This is a genomic window from Enterobacter cloacae complex sp. IR53041 (assembly GCF_049238285.1).
In the GTDB taxonomy this organism is placed as follows: domain Bacteria; phylum Pseudomonadota; class Gammaproteobacteria; order Enterobacterales; family Enterobacteriaceae; genus Enterobacter; species Enterobacter roggenkampii.
Map to the genome: position 1 here is coordinate 88254 of NZ_JBMKHB010000017.1, position 16762 is coordinate 105015.

At 55.1% G+C, this 16762-nt stretch carries 27 protein-coding genes and 1 pseudogene; all 28 read left to right on the top strand.

Annotated elements, in window-relative coordinates; translation table 11 throughout:
* The first annotated feature begins 5 nt into the window (after window positions 1–5).
* The gene (locus ACOTXF_RS13830) at window positions 6–569 is read left to right on the top strand and encodes a toxin YdaT family protein (protein ID WP_063612939.1); all 564 of its coding nucleotides are present in this window, start codon (window positions 6–8) and stop codon (window positions 567–569) included.
* 184 nt (window positions 570–753) lie between these two features.
* A complete protein-coding gene (locus ACOTXF_RS13835; protein ID WP_017383042.1) occupies window positions 754–1689 on the top strand; it encodes a replication protein in 936 nt (311 codons plus the stop codon).
* A complete protein-coding gene (locus ACOTXF_RS13840) occupies window positions 1686–2375 on the top strand; it encodes a replication protein P (protein WP_421635274.1) in 690 nt (229 codons plus the stop codon). The genes ACOTXF_RS13835 and ACOTXF_RS13840 overlap by 4 nt, the downstream gene beginning before the upstream one ends.
* Before the next feature lies 1 nt (window position 2376).
* Window positions 2377–2676, top strand: coding sequence for a protein ren (locus ACOTXF_RS13845; RefSeq protein ID WP_421635275.1), 300 nt, complete (start codon window positions 2377–2379; stop codon window positions 2674–2676).
* The gene (locus tag ACOTXF_RS13850; RefSeq protein ID WP_421635276.1) at window positions 2673–2894 is read left to right on the top strand and encodes an XRE family transcriptional regulator; all 222 of its coding nucleotides are present in this window, start codon (window positions 2673–2675) and stop codon (window positions 2892–2894) included. The genes ACOTXF_RS13845 and ACOTXF_RS13850 overlap by 4 nt, the downstream gene beginning before the upstream one ends.
* A gap of 23 nt (window positions 2895–2917) precedes the next feature.
* Window positions 2918–3214, top strand: coding sequence for a DUF4406 domain-containing protein (locus tag ACOTXF_RS13855; protein WP_023303592.1), 297 nt, complete (start codon window positions 2918–2920; stop codon window positions 3212–3214).
* Window positions 3211–3552 (top strand): hypothetical protein, encoded by a 342-nt coding sequence (locus tag ACOTXF_RS13860; RefSeq protein ID WP_421635277.1) that lies wholly within the window; start codon window positions 3211–3213, stop codon window positions 3550–3552. Before ACOTXF_RS13855 ends, ACOTXF_RS13860 begins: the two co-directional genes overlap by 4 nt.
* Entirely contained in the window at window positions 3549–3734 is a 186-nt protein-coding gene (locus tag ACOTXF_RS13865) for a hypothetical protein (RefSeq protein WP_126508598.1), read from the top strand. Before ACOTXF_RS13860 ends, ACOTXF_RS13865 begins: the two co-directional genes overlap by 4 nt.
* A gap of 23 nt (window positions 3735–3757) precedes the next feature.
* Window positions 3758–3973: pseudogene (locus tag ACOTXF_RS13870) on the top strand (ead/Ea22-like family protein); the annotation flags it as partial.
* A 125-nt stretch (window positions 3974–4098) separates the two neighbouring features.
* Window positions 4099–4707 (top strand): DUF551 domain-containing protein, encoded by a 609-nt coding sequence (locus ACOTXF_RS13875; protein ID WP_421635278.1) that lies wholly within the window; start codon window positions 4099–4101, stop codon window positions 4705–4707.
* Complete coding sequence (locus ACOTXF_RS13880) at window positions 4704–4946, top strand: hypothetical protein (RefSeq protein WP_154816286.1); 243 nt, start codon at window positions 4704–4706, stop codon at window positions 4944–4946. The genes ACOTXF_RS13875 and ACOTXF_RS13880 overlap by 4 nt, the downstream gene beginning before the upstream one ends.
* 246 nt (window positions 4947–5192) lie before the next feature.
* Window positions 5193–5642: a recombination protein NinB gene (locus ACOTXF_RS13885; RefSeq protein WP_163313499.1), complete on the top strand. Its 450-nt coding sequence runs from the start codon at window positions 5193–5195 to the stop codon at window positions 5640–5642.
* Window positions 5635–5805, top strand: coding sequence for a NinE family protein (locus tag ACOTXF_RS13890; protein ID WP_421635279.1), 171 nt, complete (start codon window positions 5635–5637; stop codon window positions 5803–5805). Before ACOTXF_RS13885 ends, ACOTXF_RS13890 begins: the two co-directional genes overlap by 8 nt.
* A complete protein-coding gene (locus ACOTXF_RS13895) occupies window positions 5798–6088 on the top strand; it encodes a DUF1364 domain-containing protein (RefSeq protein ID WP_064489575.1) in 291 nt (96 codons plus the stop codon). Before ACOTXF_RS13890 ends, ACOTXF_RS13895 begins: the two co-directional genes overlap by 8 nt.
* Entirely contained in the window at window positions 6085–6444 is a 360-nt protein-coding gene (locus tag ACOTXF_RS13900; RefSeq protein ID WP_049126116.1) for a RusA family crossover junction endodeoxyribonuclease, read from the top strand. Before ACOTXF_RS13895 ends, ACOTXF_RS13900 begins: the two co-directional genes overlap by 4 nt.
* Window positions 6441–6536 (top strand): hypothetical protein, encoded by a 96-nt coding sequence (locus ACOTXF_RS13905; protein ID WP_213802837.1) that lies wholly within the window; start codon window positions 6441–6443, stop codon window positions 6534–6536. Before ACOTXF_RS13900 ends, ACOTXF_RS13905 begins: the two co-directional genes overlap by 4 nt.
* Before the next feature lie 11 nt (window positions 6537–6547).
* A complete protein-coding gene (locus tag ACOTXF_RS13910) occupies window positions 6548–7171 on the top strand; it encodes a hypothetical protein (RefSeq protein WP_058690087.1) in 624 nt (207 codons plus the stop codon).
* Between the two features lie 581 nt (window positions 7172–7752).
* Window positions 7753–8094 (top strand): phage holin, lambda family, encoded by a 342-nt coding sequence (locus tag ACOTXF_RS13915; protein ID WP_048976644.1) that lies wholly within the window; start codon window positions 7753–7755, stop codon window positions 8092–8094.
* On the top strand, window positions 8078–8521 hold the full coding sequence (locus ACOTXF_RS13920) for a lysozyme (protein WP_421635280.1): 444 nt from the start codon (window positions 8078–8080) through the stop codon (window positions 8519–8521). The genes ACOTXF_RS13915 and ACOTXF_RS13920 overlap by 17 nt, the downstream gene beginning before the upstream one ends.
* Entirely contained in the window at window positions 8518–8904 is a 387-nt protein-coding gene (locus ACOTXF_RS13925) for a DUF2570 domain-containing protein (protein WP_248250110.1), read from the top strand. The genes ACOTXF_RS13920 and ACOTXF_RS13925 overlap by 4 nt, the downstream gene beginning before the upstream one ends.
* The gene (gene lysC, locus ACOTXF_RS13930) at window positions 8888–9058 is read left to right on the top strand and encodes an Rz1-like lysis system protein LysC (protein WP_001472852.1); all 171 of its coding nucleotides are present in this window, start codon (window positions 8888–8890) and stop codon (window positions 9056–9058) included. Before ACOTXF_RS13925 ends, lysC begins: the two co-directional genes overlap by 17 nt.
* Window positions 9059–9200: 142 nt before the next feature.
* Window positions 9201–9719, top strand: a complete 519-nt coding sequence (locus ACOTXF_RS13935; protein WP_001064347.1) for a Rha family transcriptional regulator — start codon at window positions 9201–9203, stop codon at window positions 9717–9719.
* A gap of 62 nt (window positions 9720–9781) precedes the next feature.
* Window positions 9782–10432, top strand: a complete 651-nt coding sequence (locus ACOTXF_RS13940) for a hypothetical protein (protein ID WP_421635281.1) — start codon at window positions 9782–9784, stop codon at window positions 10430–10432.
* A complete protein-coding gene (locus ACOTXF_RS13945) occupies window positions 10429–12000 on the top strand; it encodes a terminase (RefSeq protein WP_045618042.1) in 1572 nt (523 codons plus the stop codon). The genes ACOTXF_RS13940 and ACOTXF_RS13945 overlap by 4 nt, the downstream gene beginning before the upstream one ends.
* A gap of 4 nt (window positions 12001–12004) precedes the next feature.
* Window positions 12005–13405 (top strand): DUF4055 domain-containing protein, encoded by a 1401-nt coding sequence (locus ACOTXF_RS13950; RefSeq protein WP_421635282.1) that lies wholly within the window; start codon window positions 12005–12007, stop codon window positions 13403–13405.
* A 1-nt stretch (window position 13406) separates the two neighbouring features.
* Window positions 13407–14510 (top strand): phage minor head protein, encoded by a 1104-nt coding sequence (locus ACOTXF_RS13955; protein ID WP_421635283.1) that lies wholly within the window; start codon window positions 13407–13409, stop codon window positions 14508–14510.
* A 125-nt stretch (window positions 14511–14635) separates the two neighbouring features.
* On the top strand, window positions 14636–15388 hold the full coding sequence (locus ACOTXF_RS13960; RefSeq protein ID WP_045418828.1) for a DUF6651 domain-containing protein: 753 nt from the start codon (window positions 14636–14638) through the stop codon (window positions 15386–15388).
* 17 nt (window positions 15389–15405) lie between these two features.
* Window positions 15406–16545: a P22 phage major capsid protein family protein gene (locus tag ACOTXF_RS13965; RefSeq protein WP_213839341.1), complete on the top strand. Its 1140-nt coding sequence runs from the start codon at window positions 15406–15408 to the stop codon at window positions 16543–16545.
* Window positions 16546–16762 lie beyond the last annotated feature (217 nt).

Genomic DNA, 16762 nt, shown 5'->3' on the forward strand with positions numbered 1-16762 from the left:
AAGCAATGCATTCACTTACGTATCACGAGAATAACGGATTCACTGCTAGTCCGATGATTTCGATAAATCAAAGCGTTCCGCGCAATAACAGTAAGCTGACCAGGATTCGCGAAGCTGTTCGCGCCTGGCAGAAGGCAACGCCCGGACAGGCTCAGGTTCACATTTCGCAACTGGTGGCAAAGGAGTGGCTGGCGCGCGGCGGTCGTGGATTGCTGCTGGCCGGTTCTGAGCACAACACCAAGCAGAACTTCTTCCGGATGATTAACGACCCTGGCCCTAAGAACGATAAAGGCCTGGTGCTGCTGATCCCCGTCATTGTTGATGTGATGGCTCGGGATAACGAGCAGGTGGCCCGTCAGTTCGGTCTGGTGAAAGGCAAGACGAAAGAGGAGTTGATTGCGGAGGCCATGAAAGAGTGCGCCGAAGCAAAGCAGGCTGTACTCCTCGGCGCGCCAGAGCATCAGAAGCTGAAAGAGGTAAGCGAGGGTATAGCTTCGCTGTTCCGCCTCATGCCGGAGCAGGTAGGGCCGTTGATGACGATGGTCACTTCGATGCTGGGGGTTATGTGAGAACTACAGAAATGGCGAAAGCCGGTCTGCGCGAACAGAACCGACTTTCAGGTGCAAATGCAGATAACAAGTGCGAGGTCATTATGACAAATGCTAATCCAAAATGCCAGGCGCAGGAGGTTTAACTGTGTCGAACGTCGCTTACGCAAATTTCGCGGCGCACTCAGCCGCAAGGAGCAACAGGATGGAGAACCAGAAATCTGGTTACGTCCCGTTGTACCGGAGCATCAAGAAGAAGTCCTGGGCTAAGGATGTTTTCCTGCGCGCGCTGTGGGAGAACCTGCTCATTGACGCAGCCAGACAGCCATACACGGCATTCTTCAAGGGCAAGCAATGGCCTCTGCAACCCGGTCAACTGGTCGTCACTGCTGCGGATCTAGGCCTTCAGTTGTGTGACCGCCAGGGCAACCCGACAAGCCGCGACGCAGTGGAGAGAATGCTGTCTGTTTTCGTCCGCGAAGGGATGATTTCCATCGAAGGAGAGAAGCGAAAAGGCAGGGTGATCACCATCACGAACTACGTCGAATATGCTCAAAAAATGGACGATTTACCCGCACATAAAGCCGCACATACAGGCGCACATGATGAAGCCAGTAACGGCGCGGGTTCAGATGGGTATACCGCACATAAGGCCGCACAATTCCCCGCACATCATGAACAAGAAGGTAATAACAAGAATATAAATAACTTATCGTCCGAGAATTCTGACGAATCCTCTGACGCACGTCTCAAGAAATTTTTATCAGCTCATCCAGAAGCTGCGATTTACACACCATCCGGTGCTAAGTGGGGATCGGCTGAAGACCTCAAAACTGCCCAGTGGATTTCCACCAGGGTGAAGCTGATTAACCCAACCTGCAAAGCCCCGGACATGACCTCCTGGTCTAACACCGTTCGCCTGATGCGCCAGATAGACAACAGGTCGCACCAGGACATCTGCGCGCTGTACGACTGGGCAAGCAAACACCACTTCTGGCAGACCAACATCCTGAGCCCGGAAAGCCTGCGTAAGCAGTGGGACAAGCTGACGATGCAGCGCAGTGCTGGTGGTGAGCAGCGAGGCGGAAAGCCGGATCTGGACTTCAACAACACTGACTGGGCCTATGGGGTGATTCGATGAAATCTCTTGCAGAGCAGATGCGTAACCATGACCGCGAGCAGATGAGTCGCATGGCCCACAACCTGCCAGAGCAGTACCAGGAGCGCGCGCCGGTCGAGCAGGTGGCTCAGGTATTCAACGGGCTGTTCACCCAACTGCGTGCCGCGTTCCCGGCCAGCATGGCGAACTTCCGCACTCAGGACGACCTGAACGAATTCCGCCGTCAGTGGCTGCTGGCGTTTCAGGAGAACGGGATCCACTCGATGGCTCAGGTTGATGCCGGTATGCGCATTGCCCGCCGCCAGGAGCGTCCATTCCTGCCGTCGCCGGGCCAGTTTGTTGCCTGGTGCAAGCAGAGTGGCGGGGCGTTGGGCGTCACCGTTGACCAGGTGATCGCCGAATACTGGGACTGGCGTAACCGTTCGTTCGAATTCACCTCCAGCGAGCAATTCCCCTGGTCACAGCCGGTCATGTACCACATCTGCGTTGAACTGCGTCATCGCAGCACAGAGCGCCAGTTAACGCATGGTGAGCTGGCGCGTGAAGCCGGTGAACTGCTGGATATGTGGGAAAAGCGCGTCTTTGAGGGTAAGCCAGTGCCGCCTGTACGCCGGGCGATTGCAGCACCGGCTGCCGAACACGGTCCGACGCCGATCCAGCTGCTGCTGGCGAAGTACAACCGCAACAAGTCGAACGGGATGGTGTGAGATGAAATGCAAACAGGCAATTCTGCGTTATCTCGAAACGCACCGGACCTTCACCGCGAAGGATGTGGCCACAGAGTGTGGCATGACCATCAACTGCATCACGAAGAACGCTATCGATCTGGAGCGGGCCCGCAAGATTGTCCGGGTGAGCAAGGTCTGGCGAACGGTGACTTATCGCCTGGCGACGCCGGAAGAGCAGGATGGTACCGCGCGCAACTGCACCAACGGAATATTTCAGGAATGCCGTAACCGCGCGGCTATGAAGCGAGTATTGATGGTTTGGGGGAGGGTAGGGGTATGAGCGAATGGAGTGATTATCGCTGGATGGTCAGGACCATGGCGAAGGATAACGGTGTAACGCTCATCAGCATCGCCAGGCACTGCGGTGTATCGCACAGGAAGCTTAATCAAATTCTGCAAACCGGGCCATCCAAAGAACAGGAAGAACTCATAGCCGAAGCTCTGGGCTGCGCAGGGTGTGACCTTGCGGAAATCCACAGGCAAATGGGCGAGTTATAAGACAAGTACGAGAGGGCAGTGGTATGAAAATTTACATCGCAGGACCAATGACGGGTTACGAAAACTACAACCGTCCGATGTTTAACGCAGTAGCACAGCAGATGTTATCAGGTGGTCATGTGGCATTAAATCCGGCCACGCTCCCGGATGGTTTATCTCAGCGTGAGTATATGGACATCTGCCTGGCGATGCTTCGCTGCGCCGACGCCATTCACATGCTGCATGGGTGGCAAGAGTCGGAAGGTGCCGTCGCTGAGCATGCCATGGCTAAAAAGCTGGGAATTAAAATTTCTTACCAATTTGAAGGAGCTGCCGCATGAAACCAACATACGAAGAACTTGAAGCCAGATGCGCGACGCTGGCCGCGGAGTTGCGTGCAGTCGAAGAAATCCACAACGAGGCAGTATTCATCACTGACGAGCATTATGAGCAATGCCCTCCGGAAGTGCAGAAGATTATCAAGTCACTGGCTGTGTTGCAGATTCCTGCGTACCAGGCTTTCCTGGCTGAAGTGCGAGCCGCCGCGGTAGACGAAGTTTGCCTGAAAATTAGCAACGCAATTATTAATTGCTATCAAGATGAAATGGTCGGGCTTGATGAAGCAGCAACTATCTGCGGTGAATTCGCCGCCCAGCTTCGCAAAGGAGTGCAGTCATGAGCAAATTAACAGCTAAGCAAATTGAGGTCTTGTCGTGCGTTTTCAAAGGTGAAAGGCCATACGCAATCTGGCGACAAACTCTCAACGCTTTACTGCGCAAAGGGCTGATAACCAACACTGTTTGCGGATACTCAATTACAGCGAATGGCATCGAAGCAATTAAGCAGGAGGCCGCCCAATGAGCAACATCGACAAACGCGAGACAGAGCTGCTTATTGAAAACGGCGTGCTGGTTGCCGACACACTGAGGCACTTGGCTTATAACGAAATCGACTCCGACTACTTTGCTGTTTGCCACACCAACGAAAACGGCACTGAAATTGAATGCGAGCTGGCAATTACCGATTACGCGCGCCAAGCGGCCGGAACCGTTGATGAGCTGGTCAAGGCGCTGGAAGCCGCAGAGAAGCGGATTGCTGACCAGTGCGGAATCATCGCATCTGCTCGGAAGTTTATCAGCGAGTACGCGGGTCTCGGTGATGTTGGCGCTGCTGAGTTCATAAAGATTATTGACCGCGCAGCCGCAGCCGGTAAAGGAGAGGCATCATGAGCACAATTACCAAAGAATGGCTGCAGCAGAAAATTGCCGACATGGAAGCCATCCGCGATGATATCCCGTTCGGACTTGGCGAAGATGGAACCAATACACTGGCGGCAATGCGTATCGCGCTGGCATCGCTCGAAGCGGGGCCGGTTGGGTACATCGACGCTGAATATACTGACCTCATAAAGTCAGCGCATATCGAATCATGCTCTGTGTATTCTGAGCCTGGCGAAGGATTCATTGCGCTATACGCCGCCCCGCCAGCGCCGGTATCTGTACCTGATGCGATGGAAATGGATGATGACTTTGACAGCGCGTTTGAACACGGAAAAGCTGTCGGCTGGAACGCCTATCGCGCAGCCATGCTTCAGGGTGCTGAGCCTGTACAGGGGTGGATTACGTGCAGTGATCGGATGCCGACTAAGAATGATAGGGTGCTTATTTTCATAAATTTCAATTCTGATACTGTTCCACCAAGCATCCACGATGCCCAGTTTACCGGCTCAACATTCAGGCGAGGTAATGCGACCGTGAATGTGTTCCCGCTTGAGGATGGTTATGGAGTGACCCACTGGATGCCTCTGCCAGCAGCACCACAGCAGGAGGCATGATGTACGACAAATATACTCTCAATCGCTGCGACGCAATGGAGTGGCTGGCTGAGCATTACCCAGTCTTTCCAGACAAGATGCCAGATGTGCCCCTAAAGGCTGACTGGTGTAGTGCCAACCTGTTTATGGGGTGGGGTTTCGTGATTTTGCTCGATGGCACCCTGGTGTTTGCTGACTGCCTATCGCCTCCAATCCGGGCGGAAGACATGGCAGGCTTCAAATTGCCCGATTTGATGTAACTGCCATACAAGCGATATGGGAATCCCCATATCGACAGCCAGGGCCTCTCCGGAGGCCTTTTTCTCGCGTTGATTTTGTTGAATCAACCGTCCATAATCATGTCATCGGAGCCTGAACAACTCCGGTGACTTCTGCGCATTTAAGGGGACTTAAATGCGACCACAATCTGAACTCCTCACTTTGTCACAGATGCAGAAATGCACCTGCGATTTTCTGCATTCTGCGTTACCTCTCGGAGGTGGCGTATGAAGCAGCACTACTGCATCGTTAACGACACCGTTAAAGACAACCTCATCGCGTACATTCGCACCCTGCCGGTAAACCCTCGCGCGCCGATGGTCGTTGAGGCCCGAGAAGAGACGCGCACCGACAAGCAAAACCGTCTGATGTGGCCGTTGCTGAAAGACCTGTCTGACCAGGTGGTTTGGTACGGCGAAAAGCTGACCCGCGAAGAGTGGAAGGACCTCATCACCGTTCTGGTGAACCAGACCCAGGACCAGGAGCAGAAATCCGCGCCGGGCATCAACGGCGGCCGGGTATATTTCGGCGTCCGCACATCCAAATCCAGCAAGCGCTACATGGTCGACGTCATTGAGGCGATTTACTGGTTCGGCACCGACCGCGGCGTGAAGTTCTCCGAAGCATCCAGTAAGCGCATCGCCTGGGCGCAAGAATGGAGGGCTTCCCGTGGGTAGTCCTCTCGCACGAGTCATCACAAACGAAATCTTCCGCGTTCCGGCGCGCCGCCAGCGTAAGTCAGTGGTTAAGCCCTCCGACATCCCGACTTTCAAGGACTACACCGCCCGCCTGGTGGATCAGAAATGGCTGCGTCTCGCGGCGAGGAAGGCGCATGGCTAATTTATGCAAAGCGGCACGCGGCCGCGAATGTCAGGTTCGGATCCCAGGCATATGCAACGGCAACTCTGAAACCTCGGTACTGGCCCACATCCGTATTGCTGGCCTCTGCGGGACCGGAATCAAGCCGCCTGACCTGATCGCCACCATCGCATGCAGCAGTTGCCACGACGAGATTGATCGCCGCACCCGTCTGGTCGATGCGGAATATGCAAAGGAGTGCGCGCTGGAAGGCATGGCTCGCACGCAGGTCATCTGGCTGAGAGAGGGGCTCGTGAAAATATGAATATTTTCGATATCACGCCAGTCAGCAAACCCCGCATGACTCAACGGGACCGGTGGGTAAAACGTCCGGCAACAGCAGCATATTGGGCTTTTAAAGCCGAAGTACGCCAGCTCGGGATCTGTCTGCCTGAGTCCGGTTATCACATCACCTTCATCATTCCCATGCCAAAAAGCTGGAGCCAGAAGAAGCGCGCGCAACTCAACGGCCAGGCGCATCAGCAGAAACCGGATAAAGACAACCTGGAAAAAGCGCTACTCGATGCCATTTTCGACGACGACAGCCGAGTCTGGGATGGACGGGTGACAAAACTTTGGGGAGAGAAGGGGCAGATCATCATCGGGGAGTGCGCGCCGTGACCAGAGACGAGATAACCCGGTACCAGGCAGAAAGCGTTAAGCGCGCCAGCCTACCGCCAGTAGCAAAGCACAGCCAGACCAAACAACCTTAGAAGGAAGCAGCATGAGAAAGCTCACACCAATTTACTCCATGGTCAACTTTGTCGATGACGCTCACTTCCGCCGTGTCTGGAAGCATCCCAAAAAGACCATAACCCCAAAGCAACGGGCATGGGTGCAGTACATGCTGACTGTGTGGGGTCGCATTAACCGTGGCGATGATTCTCCTGCCGGTGCCATTAACGTCATTGGCCGATTGATGATCCGCAGCCAATGGAGTCCTGATATGGGTGGACACATCGAGAGGATGGTCAACTGGCTTTATAGCGATGAAGGAGGGGCGCTGAGAGGTGAGGCGCTTTATAAAAAAGCTCGCGAACTGGTTATCCCTCAGTCATCAGCCAGCAACATCATCGCTCTCGCCAAAGAATCAGATGATGCCGCGTTCGTAGAAAAAGTGATGGTTAAGCTGTTTCACCGGGAAAGCCCAGTCCGCGATTATGCAATTAAACGTTATTGTGAGCGCAACTGCACTCAACATATCGCTCAGGCAATGAGCAGAGTAACCGGCGTGGATGTGCAGCAGTGCCGCCGCCGGGTCGTGTGGTGCGAGAAGGTTTTTGAATCAGAACTCTTTTATGCCTTACAACGTGAGATGGAGAAAGAAAACGAACTTCAGGCCACTTAATTAGAAAATATTTATCTGAAAGTGTTGATTTGGCGAAATGAAAGTGCATAATTCAGTATATGCTCGGACGTCAAAGGCGAAAGAGCGCGGTGATGAAGTGCAAGATGACAGCGCTCATGAATCGGGGACATCGAAAGCCCAAAAGCTGAATTGTGTGGCGACAGCCAAAACCCGACTTGAGCCATCACCAATAATTTAGAGCCACTGGTTAACGCCGGTGGCTTTTTCATTTCTGCATAACGGAAATCGCTTTGAGTATGTGACGGCATCCCGGCGAGACCAGGTACATTTCCCTGGCACGGCAAAGCGATCCTCGTTGTGGTGAATGTCCTGATGGCGTCGTAAAGCGATAGCCGTGAATGCCGGATAGCAGCGCTGGCCACCACAAACCAAACCCACAACCTGGGACCCTTCGGCCAGAGAGCCGACATTAACTTGCCCTCATCTTCCCGGCCTGTCGCCGGGTTTTTTTATTTCAGGCTCCGGGAACCATCATCGACACGCCTACTTGTTAAATCGTCCCGAGGGCCTTACCCCTTTCAAACACACAGCCCCCGCTTTTAAGCCGGAGGTTAGAGACTATGAAAATGCATAACGATCCCCACTCCTGGACGGAGTTTATCGAACTACTCCACAGTTGGTGGCGTGGCGAAACGCCGATGGGTGCCGTATTGCTATCGGTTGTCATGGCCGCCATGCGAATCGCTTACGGCGGTGGCGGCTGGAAGAAAATGCTCCTTGAGGGGGCAATCTGTGGGGCTCTGACCCTTACTGCTGTGTCAGCTCTTGATTACTTTAACCTTCCACAGTCTCTGTCGATAGCTATCGGCGGCGCGCTAGGGTTTGTTGGCGTAGAGCAGGTTAAGGTTATGGCTTCCCGGGTGTTTAATTCTCGCTTTGGAGGCGGTGATGCAAATCAGTGATAAAGGCATTGCCCTGATCAAGCAATTCGAAGGCTGCAAACTCACCGCGTACCAGGACAGCGTCGGAGTGTGGACGATCGGCTATGGCTGGACCAAGCCTGTCGACGGAAAACCGATCCGAGCCGGGATGACGATTAAGCAGGAAACTGCAGAACGCCTGCTGAAGACCGGGCTGGTCAGCTATGAAAACGACGTGTCCCGCCTGGTCAAAGTTGACCTGACTCAGGGGCAATTCGATGCTCTGGTGTCGTTCACTTACAACCTCGGCGCCCGGTCACTGTCGACATCGACCCTTCTGCGAAAACTCAACACCGGTGATTACGCTGGCGCTGCCGATGAGTTCCTGCGCTGGAATAAAGCTGGCGGCAAGGTCCTGAATGGGCTGACCCGTCGGCGTGAGGCGGAGCGCGCTCTGTTCCTGTCGTGATTGGCGCACTGGTTAAGCGTTACTGGCTGCAGCTTCTGGTGCTGGCGTTAATCGGCGTGCTGGCGCTCCTCGTGAACCACTACCGCGACAACGCCATTACCTACAAAGACCAGCGGGACAAGGCAACGGGCAGGGCAGATACATCGGAGGCGATCACCAACAACGTGATCACCACGATGAACCTCATCCGCGACATCTCACAGGCTACCCAGAATGCAAAGAACGAACTGGCCAAAAAAGGCGAGACGCGCATTGTCTACATCAGGCAGGCGCTTGAAGGCGATCCGTGTGCTAACCAGCTTGTTCCTTCTGCCGCTGCTGACAGCCTGCGGGAATACGCAGACAGTTTACGTTCCGGCCCCGGTGGTGCCGATAAGCGCTGACCTGACCGCAGACACACCGATCCCCGGAATGGTGGTTCCGTTCACATGGCAGGCAAGTCTCGAGTTAAACGCTCAGCTCTACACGGCGCTGGGGCAGTGCAATCTGGATAAGGCAGCAATCAGGAAAATCGAATCATCAAGAGCCTCGCAATAGCGGGGCTTTTTTATGCGCATCTCACGCGCACATCAACGAGAGCCTTTCAGTAAGCGAGCCTGAGAAAAGCCGTTATAGGTGGCGACCTCTCTCGGGCGGCTTTTCTGTGAGACAGGCTCACTTTCTAAAAGGTAAAGACGCTATGAATAATCCGTCAGTTATTCCGGCCTTCGACTTCCGCGAAATGGTCACGACCCTCGACAACAAGATAATCACCACATCACTCAAGGTGGCGGATTACTTTGGCAAGCGACACAAAGACGTTTTGCGTGCCATACGTAACCTGAAATGCTCCGATGACTTCACCCAGCGCAATTTTGCGCCCATTGATTTCATTGATAAAAATGGCGATGTTCAGCCTATGTATAACATCACTCGCGACGGATGCATGATGCTAGTGATGGGATTCACTGGCAAAACAGCTGCCGCAGTGAAGGAGTGTTACATCAATGCCTTCAACTGGATGGCCGAGCAGCTAAACCGGCGCATGGCGATGGGTGAAGAATTGCAGCATCGCTACGCCATCAAAGAAACGCGCTCAAAGCTGAAAGGCACGATCGGAAGCCGTTTGATGAACGAGCGGAAGAAAGAGAAGCGCGTCCTGGAGCTCGAGCATGAGCACATCATGCAGGTAACGCAGCCCGAGTTGCTTATTGGCTGATCGTGGCATTACAGAAGCTCTTCACTGAGGGGCTTCGATAATGTCAACGTGAGGTAAGTATTATGGCAAAACCGGACTGGGAGGCTATCGAATCGGCTTACCGGGCTGGAGTGCTATCGGTAAGGGAGTTAGCCGGAAAATATGGCATCTCTCACCAGGCCATCAGCAAGAGAGCCAAAAAGGATGGATGGGAGCGAGATCTAAAAGCCAAAGTCCAGGCAAAGGCAGATGCGCTGGTTGCCAAACGTGAGGTTGCCAGGCAGGTTGCCACCGAAAGCACTATTTCAGAGCGGCAACTAATCGAGGCGACGGCAGAGGTGATCGCCACTGTTCGAATGGAACACCGAGGAGATATCCGCCGGGCTCGCGAACTGACCAACACGCTATTCGATGAGTTGGCCGGAGAGTGTGGCGACGTGGCCGCGCTTGAACAGCTCGGGGAACTGATGCGACGTGAAGATGACAAAGGTATGGATAAACTCAACGATCTGTACCACAAAATAATCAGCCTGCCTTCCCGTGTTAAATCCATGAAAGACCTGAGTGACAGCCTGAAGACGCTGATCGGCCTCGAGCGTGAGGCGTACAGCATCGAGAATAAGGCGGAAACGAAAGAGGTAACGCATAACGTCATGCTGGTGCCAACCAGTGACAGCGTGGATGACTGGGAAGCGGCGGCGCAGAGACAACAGGGCGGGGTGCTCGGTGGATGAATTACAAAGCTGTATGGAAGCCACTGCCTGGATCGCAGTCTCTGGCGCTGAGCTGCCCGTGTAACGAAATCCTGTTCGAAGGCACTCGCGGCCCGGGTAAAACCGCTGCGCAGTTAGCCAGGTTCCGGCGCAATGTCGGCGTGGGCTATGGTTCGTTCTGGCGCGGCGTCATCTTCGACACCGAATATAAGAACCTTGCCGACATCATCACTCAGTCGAAGCGTATGTTTCGCCTGTTCAACGACGGTGCGCGCTATCTGTCATCTGCGAGCGAATTGCGATGGGTATGGCCTACTGGCGAGGAACTGCTCTTCCGATTTGGCAAAGAGGCGGACGACTACTGGGATTTCCACGGGCAGGAATTCCCGTTCATTGGCTTTAACGAACTGACTAAACAGCAGTCCCCGGAATTCTACGAAATGATGTTCTCCTGCCGACGTTCATCGTTCAGGCCGGAAAACTACCCGCTGGAGAATGGCAAGTTACTGAGGCCGATCCCGCTGGAGACGTTCAGCACAACCAACCCGTTTGGTATCGGGCACACCTGGGTGAAGAAACGCTTCATTGAGCCAGCGCCACGCGGAACCGTTCAGCGCGACCGGCAAATGGTATTCAACCCCCAGACTGAACGAGAAGAGGAAATCACGCTTACCCGCGTTGCGATTCACGGCTCGTTCAAAGAGAACCCGTATTTGGATCCGCAGTACATCGCTACCCTGATGGCCATCAAAGACCCTAACCGACGCAAAGCATGGGTAGAGGGTTCCTGGGACGTCACCAGTGGTGGACGCTTCGACCATCTGTGGAATGCCTCGCATCACGTCATCAAGCCGTTCCGCATCCCTGATAGCTGGACTGTTGACCGCTCCCACGACTGGGGCGAGTCGAAGCCGTTCTCTAATCTCTGGTGGGCTCGCGCCGACGGTACCGCCGCAGAGCTGCCTGATGGTCGCCAGTTCTGCCCGCCAGCCGGGTCGCTGATCCTGATTGGCGAGTGGTATGGCTGTCCACCTGACGAGCTGAATAAAGGGCTCAATATGAGCTCGACAAACGTCGCCAAGGGTGTGGCCTGGATAGATAAGCGGCTGATGGGCGAAGAGCTGCCTGAACCTGAAGAGATAAAACTCAATGGGATAACTCAGGGGCAACTGAACATCATGCCCGGTATCTGCAAAAAGGTTGTGCCGGGCCCAGCTGACGGTGCCATCTACAACACTGGCGATGACGAGCTCTCTATTGCCCAGAAGATGGAATCGCAGGGCGTTAAGTGGGTTCCATCCAACAAGAAACCGGGATCGCGCGTAAACGGAGCGGCCCTCTTTGCTGACATGCTGGAGGCCGTCCTTGAGGGTAAGAAGCTGGAATCTGGTGTACCTGAGAAACCAGCATTCTACGTCTTCGACTATTGCCGCGGCTGGATAAGCCGTGTTCCGGTGCTCGTTCGCGACAGTAAGAACCCTGATGACGTAGACACTCAGCAGGAAGATCACGACTGGGATGGCACTCGATATGCCGTCCTGCATTCACCGCCGAAGAAAGTCGGCAAAGTCACCAACCTACGGATCTAATCCCATGCCTGATATTTCAACCCCAAATCTGGACTATGGGAACATGGTCGAGGCGTGGGATATCAACGATGCCCTGATGGGCGGCACGCTGTATATGCGCCAGCTGGGCGAGTCCTATCTCCCTCGCTGGCCCAAGGAAGACAAAGAGGATTACAAAAAACGCCTCGCCGTGGCCACGCTTCTGCCAGCCTACGAAGAGACCATTAAGCAAAACATCGGGCGTGTATTCGCCGAGCCGATTAAGCTGGCCGAGAACGTTCCTGATCAACTGCGCGAGTATGCGAAGAACATCGACCTGGAAGGTACACGCCTTGATGTCTGGGCTCAGTCATTCTTCGGCCTGGCGATGCAGTATGGCCTCTCCCATGCGCTGGTGGACTATCCCAGGGTGGACCCAGAAAGGGTAAAAACCAAAGCGGATGAGAAAGCTACCGGAGCGCGCCCGTACGTCACAATGCTTAATCCCCGCCAGGTAATCGGATGGAAGTCGAAGATGGCGGACGGTAAGCTGGTTCTCACCGCGTTGCGCATCAAAGAGGTGGTTGTCGAGGACGGTGACGACTTCGGGCAAACAAAGGTGGAACAGATACGTTATCTGACGCCGGGAAAGGTGGAAATCTACCGCAAGTCCAGAGGTACCGAGGGCGCGGCGAACTGGGAAATATTCGATCAATGGGAGACCTCTCGTAAAGATATCACCCTGGTGACGCTCTACACCAAGCGCACCGGGTTTATGTGTGGTTCACCGCCTCTACTCAACATGGCCCTGCTGAATATCAAGCACTGGCAGAGCCAAAGTGAGCAGGACAACATACTGCACGTCGCCCGGGTGCCTATACTGACGGTGTTCGGACTGGAAGAAAACCAGGAGCTGGTAATTGGGTCTTCTTCTGCCACGTCGTTCTCGGATCGGCAAAGGCAGGGACTGGAATACGTCGAGCACACTGGCTCCTCTATCGGTGCCGGCAAAGAGTCGCTGGCAGAGCTGGTGGAGCAGATGCGCCAGGCTGGCGCGAAGCTGCTGCGAACGGAGAATACCTCGACCAAATCGGTAGACCAGACCTCCGAAGAGAAAATGCAGGAGCAGTCGCCGCTCTACACAATGGCCACCAGCCTCGAAGACGCGATCGACAACATCCTGCAGATCATGGCTGAGTACATCGGCGAGAAGGAGGGCGGCAACGTAGATGTGCGCACCGAGCTGGATGTTGAGTCGAAAGAATTCAACCCGCCTGCTGCGCTGGCTATTCAGTCCCTGCGCCAGGGCGGTGACCTTCGCCGTATCGATGCGATTAAAGCCCTGCAAAAACTCAACCTGATTGATGCCGACGCGGATCCTGATACGGTGCTGAGCGAGTTGCTGGCCGAGTCTGCGTCACTGAGTGAACCACCGCCGGGGGTATGATATGGCCCGTTCCGTGAATGACAGGCTACTGGACGAGACCATCGCGCACGGCTTGTACGTGACGCGTTACGGTACCGGCGTCGCCCGGCGCATGGTCGCGCTGCTGAACAAGTTAGATGCTGAACTGGCCGCCAGGCTGCTGGTGCTGCTGGATGGCAAGCGCGCTGATACCTACAGTGCGCGTCGCCTGGCCTCTCTACTGGCCGGTGTTCGTGAACTGAACCATCAAGCCTACGAACCGGTTAATGCGTCCCTGGCGCGTGAGCTGGCACGTTACACGGATTATGAGACCGGGTATCAGATGGACCTGTTCAGCAGCCTTATACCCGGGCAGGTGCTGAAACACGTCCCGCTGCAAAGCATTGCCCCAGAGCAGGTCTACGCCTCTGCGGTGGCGCAACCTTTTCAGGGGAGATTGCTGAAAGAGTGGGGCCAAAAGCTTGAATCAGATCGGCTGGATAAAATCACCAGTGCGGTGCGTACCGGATTTCTTCAGGGTGAAACCGTCGAGCAGATCGTGAAGCGCGTCGCCGGCACGCCGCAACTTAACCGCCAAGACGGGGTTATCAATGCCTCACGTCGTGACCTTGCTGTTGTTGCCCGCACCGCGGTGAACCATATGGCAGCAACGGCGCGCCAGGAGTTTGCACAAGCCAACAGCGATATCGTGAAGGCCAAACAGTGGTCTTCGACTCTGGACACCCACACCAGCCAGTGGTGCATCATCCGCGACCGCAAACTCTATTCGCTCGATGGTAAGCCGCTGGGCCATGCAATCCCATATCTGCGCGGGCCCGGCAAAATTCATTTCTGCTGTCGCTCATGCGAAATTCTGATCACTAAATCGTGGGAAGAGATGCAGATAGCCTCTGGCGAGCTGAGCATCGCCACGCGCGCCTCAATGGACGGACAGGTGCCAGCGCATACCAGCTATGCCGACTGGCTTGCGAGGCAGCCTTACGCGCGGCAGGAGCAGGTGCTGGGCGTTACTCGCGCGCAGATGCTGCGTGACGGCAAAATCACCGTGCCGGAGATGTTCAACGATGCCGGGGAGTTCCTGACCCTGGACGAGCTACGCCGCGTGGATGCGTCGGCGTTCCAGTAACACAAACCCCATCAACATCAGGCTGCCTCCGGGCAGCTTTTTTTATGCCTGCCGCTGAGCGGATGCGACGCGGTGCCCGGGTCGGATGACCCATTACGTATGGCCGGAAGGCTGGAGCAAAAACAATGAAACTGAAACTTGATGCTAACGGAAATGTGGTCGTTGAAAACGGCATGCCTGTGTACATCCATGATGATGGCAAAGAGATCCCGTTCGATGCGGTCGCAGCGATGACCAAAATCACCTCCCTGAATGGCGAGGCGAAAACTCACCGCGAAGCGAAGGAAGCGGCGGAAGCCAATCTCGCGAAATTCTCGGGCATCACCGACCCGGCCAAGGCGCTCGAAGCCCTGGAGATGATGACCAAAATCGACCAGAAAAAACTGATCGATGCTGGTGCCGTTGACCAGGTAAAGGCGGAGATCACCAAAGTTTTCCAACAGCAGCTGGACGAAGCGAACAGCAAGACCCAGCAGCTGGAAACTCAACTCTACGACGAGATGATCGGCGGCCGCTTCGGTGGCTCTAAGTTCATTTCCGAGAAGATGGCGATCCCGACTGAGTTCGTGCGTTCCTACTTCGGTCAGAACTTCAAAATCGAAGAAGGGAAGGTTGTGGCCTACGACGGCCAGGGCAATAAGGTGTTCTCTCGCACCAAGCCCGGCGAGTTAGCCAGCTTTGATGAGGCCCTGGAGTCTCTGGTCGAGTCGCATCCGCAGAAAGATTACATCCTCAAAGCGTCCGGTAACAGCGGCGGCGGTTCTCACCAGTCGCAGCACCAGGCCGGGCAAAAAACCATGAAACGCGGTGCGTTTGATTCCCTGGATAACGCTGGCAAGCAAGCAGCGCTGAAAGACGGCATCAGCATCGTCGATTAAATCGAAAGGAGCCATAAATGGCAGGCAATACCCTTACTGGTCTGATCCCGACCATCTATACCGCGCTGGACGTAGTGTCCCGCGAGCAAACTGGTTTTATTCCTGCGGTGGCGCGTGACGCGAAAGCGGATGCTGCTGCAAAAGACCAGACCGTACGTGCGCCAGTCGCACCTGCAGCCACCACTGAAGATATTGTCCCTGGTCCTTCAGCGCCTAATTCTGGCGACCAGACCATCGGTGGTGTGGATGTCAAAATCACCAAATCCAAAATGGCCCCGGTGAAATGGAATGGTGAAGAGCAATTGGCTCTGGGCCCGGCTGGTACCTACAACACCATCCTGGCTGACCAGTTCAAGCAGGCTTTCCGTGCGCTGGCGAACGAAGTGGATGCAGACCTCGCTGCGCTGTACCTCAACTCCTCCCGCGCTGTTGGCGCGCCGAAGAATACCCCGTTCAGCATCAAAGACGATCTGACTGATGCTGCGTTGGCGCGTCAAATCCTGACCGATAACGGTGCGCCGACTACCGATTTGCGTATGGTGCTGGGTGGCGAAGCGATGGCATCCATCCGTGGTAAACAGGCTGTCCTCTTCAAAGCGAACGAAGCGGGAACCGACCAGCTGCTGCGTGAAGGTGTTATCGGTCGCATCATGGGCTTCAACCTCCACGAATCCTTCAGCATCAAGCGTACCGCGAAAAGCGCTGCTGCTGGCTATAGGGTCAATGGCGCAAAGAAAGAGGGCGATATCATCATCGCTATCTCTGCTGGCACCGGCGGTATTGCTGCAGGGACTGCGGTGAAGTTTGCCGGTGATGACAATCAGTATCTGGTCGTTGCGGCTACGTCTTCCACTATCACTATTAGCGCGCCGGGCCTCCGTCAGGATCTGGCAGATCAGGCTGATGTCACCGTGTTGAGCGAATTCGTTCCGAACATGGCGTTTGACCGCGGGGCATTCCTGCTGGCCAGTCGTACCCCGGCGATGCCTGAAGGTGGCGATACTGCTGATGACGTCATGAATGTGACCGACCCGGTATCTGGCATCACCTTCCAGGTGGCGCTGTACCGCCAGTACCGTCAGGTGCGTTATGAAGTGGGTCTGGCGTGGGGCGTGGCTGCTGTGGCGCCACGTCATTCCGCCATCATCATGGGTTAACCCAGGGGGCTTCGGCCCCTTTGTTTTTCTGGAGGCCCAATGGCCGGATTAACCAAAGAGCAGCGCGCTCAGCGTGAAGCGGAAAAGCTTGCAGCTCAGCAGGCCGCTGATAAAAATCCTGCCCAGCAGGAACAGCAGGAACAGCAGGAACAGCAGGAACAGCAGGAACAGCAGGAACAGCAGGAACAGCAGGAACAGCAGGAACAGCAGGAACAGC

Bases quoted from the DNA above. Each gene is read 5' to 3' on its own strand.
- ACOTXF_RS13830 (WP_063612939.1), top strand. From the start codon at position 6: ATGCATTCACTTACGTATCACGAGAATAACGGATTCACTGCTAGTCCG.
- ACOTXF_RS13955 (WP_421635283.1), top strand. From the start codon at position 13,407: ATGGCCCGTTCCGTGAATGACAGGCTACTGGACGAGACCATCGCGCAC.
- ACOTXF_RS13960 (WP_045418828.1), top strand. From the start codon at position 14,636: ATGAAACTGAAACTTGATGCTAACGGAAATGTGGTCGTTGAAAACGGC.
- ACOTXF_RS13895 (WP_064489575.1), top strand. From the start codon at position 5,798: ATGGCTAATTTATGCAAAGCGGCACGCGGCCGCGAATGTCAGGTTCGG.
- ACOTXF_RS13940 (WP_421635281.1), top strand. From the start codon at position 9,782: ATGGCAAAACCGGACTGGGAGGCTATCGAATCGGCTTACCGGGCTGGA.
- ACOTXF_RS13855 (WP_023303592.1), top strand. From the start codon at position 2,918: ATGAAAATTTACATCGCAGGACCAATGACGGGTTACGAAAACTACAAC.
- ACOTXF_RS13910 (WP_058690087.1), top strand. From the start codon at position 6,548: ATGAGAAAGCTCACACCAATTTACTCCATGGTCAACTTTGTCGATGAC.
- ACOTXF_RS13965 (WP_213839341.1), top strand. From the start codon at position 15,406: ATGGCAGGCAATACCCTTACTGGTCTGATCCCGACCATCTATACCGCG.
- ACOTXF_RS13850 (WP_421635276.1), top strand. From the start codon at position 2,673: ATGAGCGAATGGAGTGATTATCGCTGGATGGTCAGGACCATGGCGAAG.
- ACOTXF_RS13865 (WP_126508598.1), top strand. From the start codon at position 3,549: ATGAGCAAATTAACAGCTAAGCAAATTGAGGTCTTGTCGTGCGTTTTC.
- ACOTXF_RS13915 (WP_048976644.1), top strand. From the start codon at position 7,753: ATGAAAATGCATAACGATCCCCACTCCTGGACGGAGTTTATCGAACTA.
- ACOTXF_RS13935 (WP_001064347.1), top strand. From the start codon at position 9,201: ATGAATAATCCGTCAGTTATTCCGGCCTTCGACTTCCGCGAAATGGTC.
- ACOTXF_RS13840 (WP_421635274.1), top strand. From the start codon at position 1,686: ATGAAATCTCTTGCAGAGCAGATGCGTAACCATGACCGCGAGCAGATG.
- ACOTXF_RS13900 (WP_049126116.1), top strand. From the start codon at position 6,085: ATGAATATTTTCGATATCACGCCAGTCAGCAAACCCCGCATGACTCAA.
- ACOTXF_RS13845 (WP_421635275.1), top strand. From the start codon at position 2,377: ATGAAATGCAAACAGGCAATTCTGCGTTATCTCGAAACGCACCGGACC.
- ACOTXF_RS13835 (WP_017383042.1), top strand. From the start codon at position 754: ATGGAGAACCAGAAATCTGGTTACGTCCCGTTGTACCGGAGCATCAAG.
- ACOTXF_RS13880 (WP_154816286.1), top strand. From the start codon at position 4,704: ATGATGTACGACAAATATACTCTCAATCGCTGCGACGCAATGGAGTGG.
- ACOTXF_RS13875 (WP_421635278.1), top strand. From the start codon at position 4,099: ATGAGCACAATTACCAAAGAATGGCTGCAGCAGAAAATTGCCGACATG.
- ACOTXF_RS13885 (WP_163313499.1), top strand. From the start codon at position 5,193: ATGAAGCAGCACTACTGCATCGTTAACGACACCGTTAAAGACAACCTC.
- ACOTXF_RS13945 (WP_045618042.1), top strand. From the start codon at position 10,429: ATGAATTACAAAGCTGTATGGAAGCCACTGCCTGGATCGCAGTCTCTG.
- ACOTXF_RS13950 (WP_421635282.1), top strand. From the start codon at position 12,005: ATGCCTGATATTTCAACCCCAAATCTGGACTATGGGAACATGGTCGAG.
- ACOTXF_RS13860 (WP_421635277.1), top strand. From the start codon at position 3,211: ATGAAACCAACATACGAAGAACTTGAAGCCAGATGCGCGACGCTGGCC.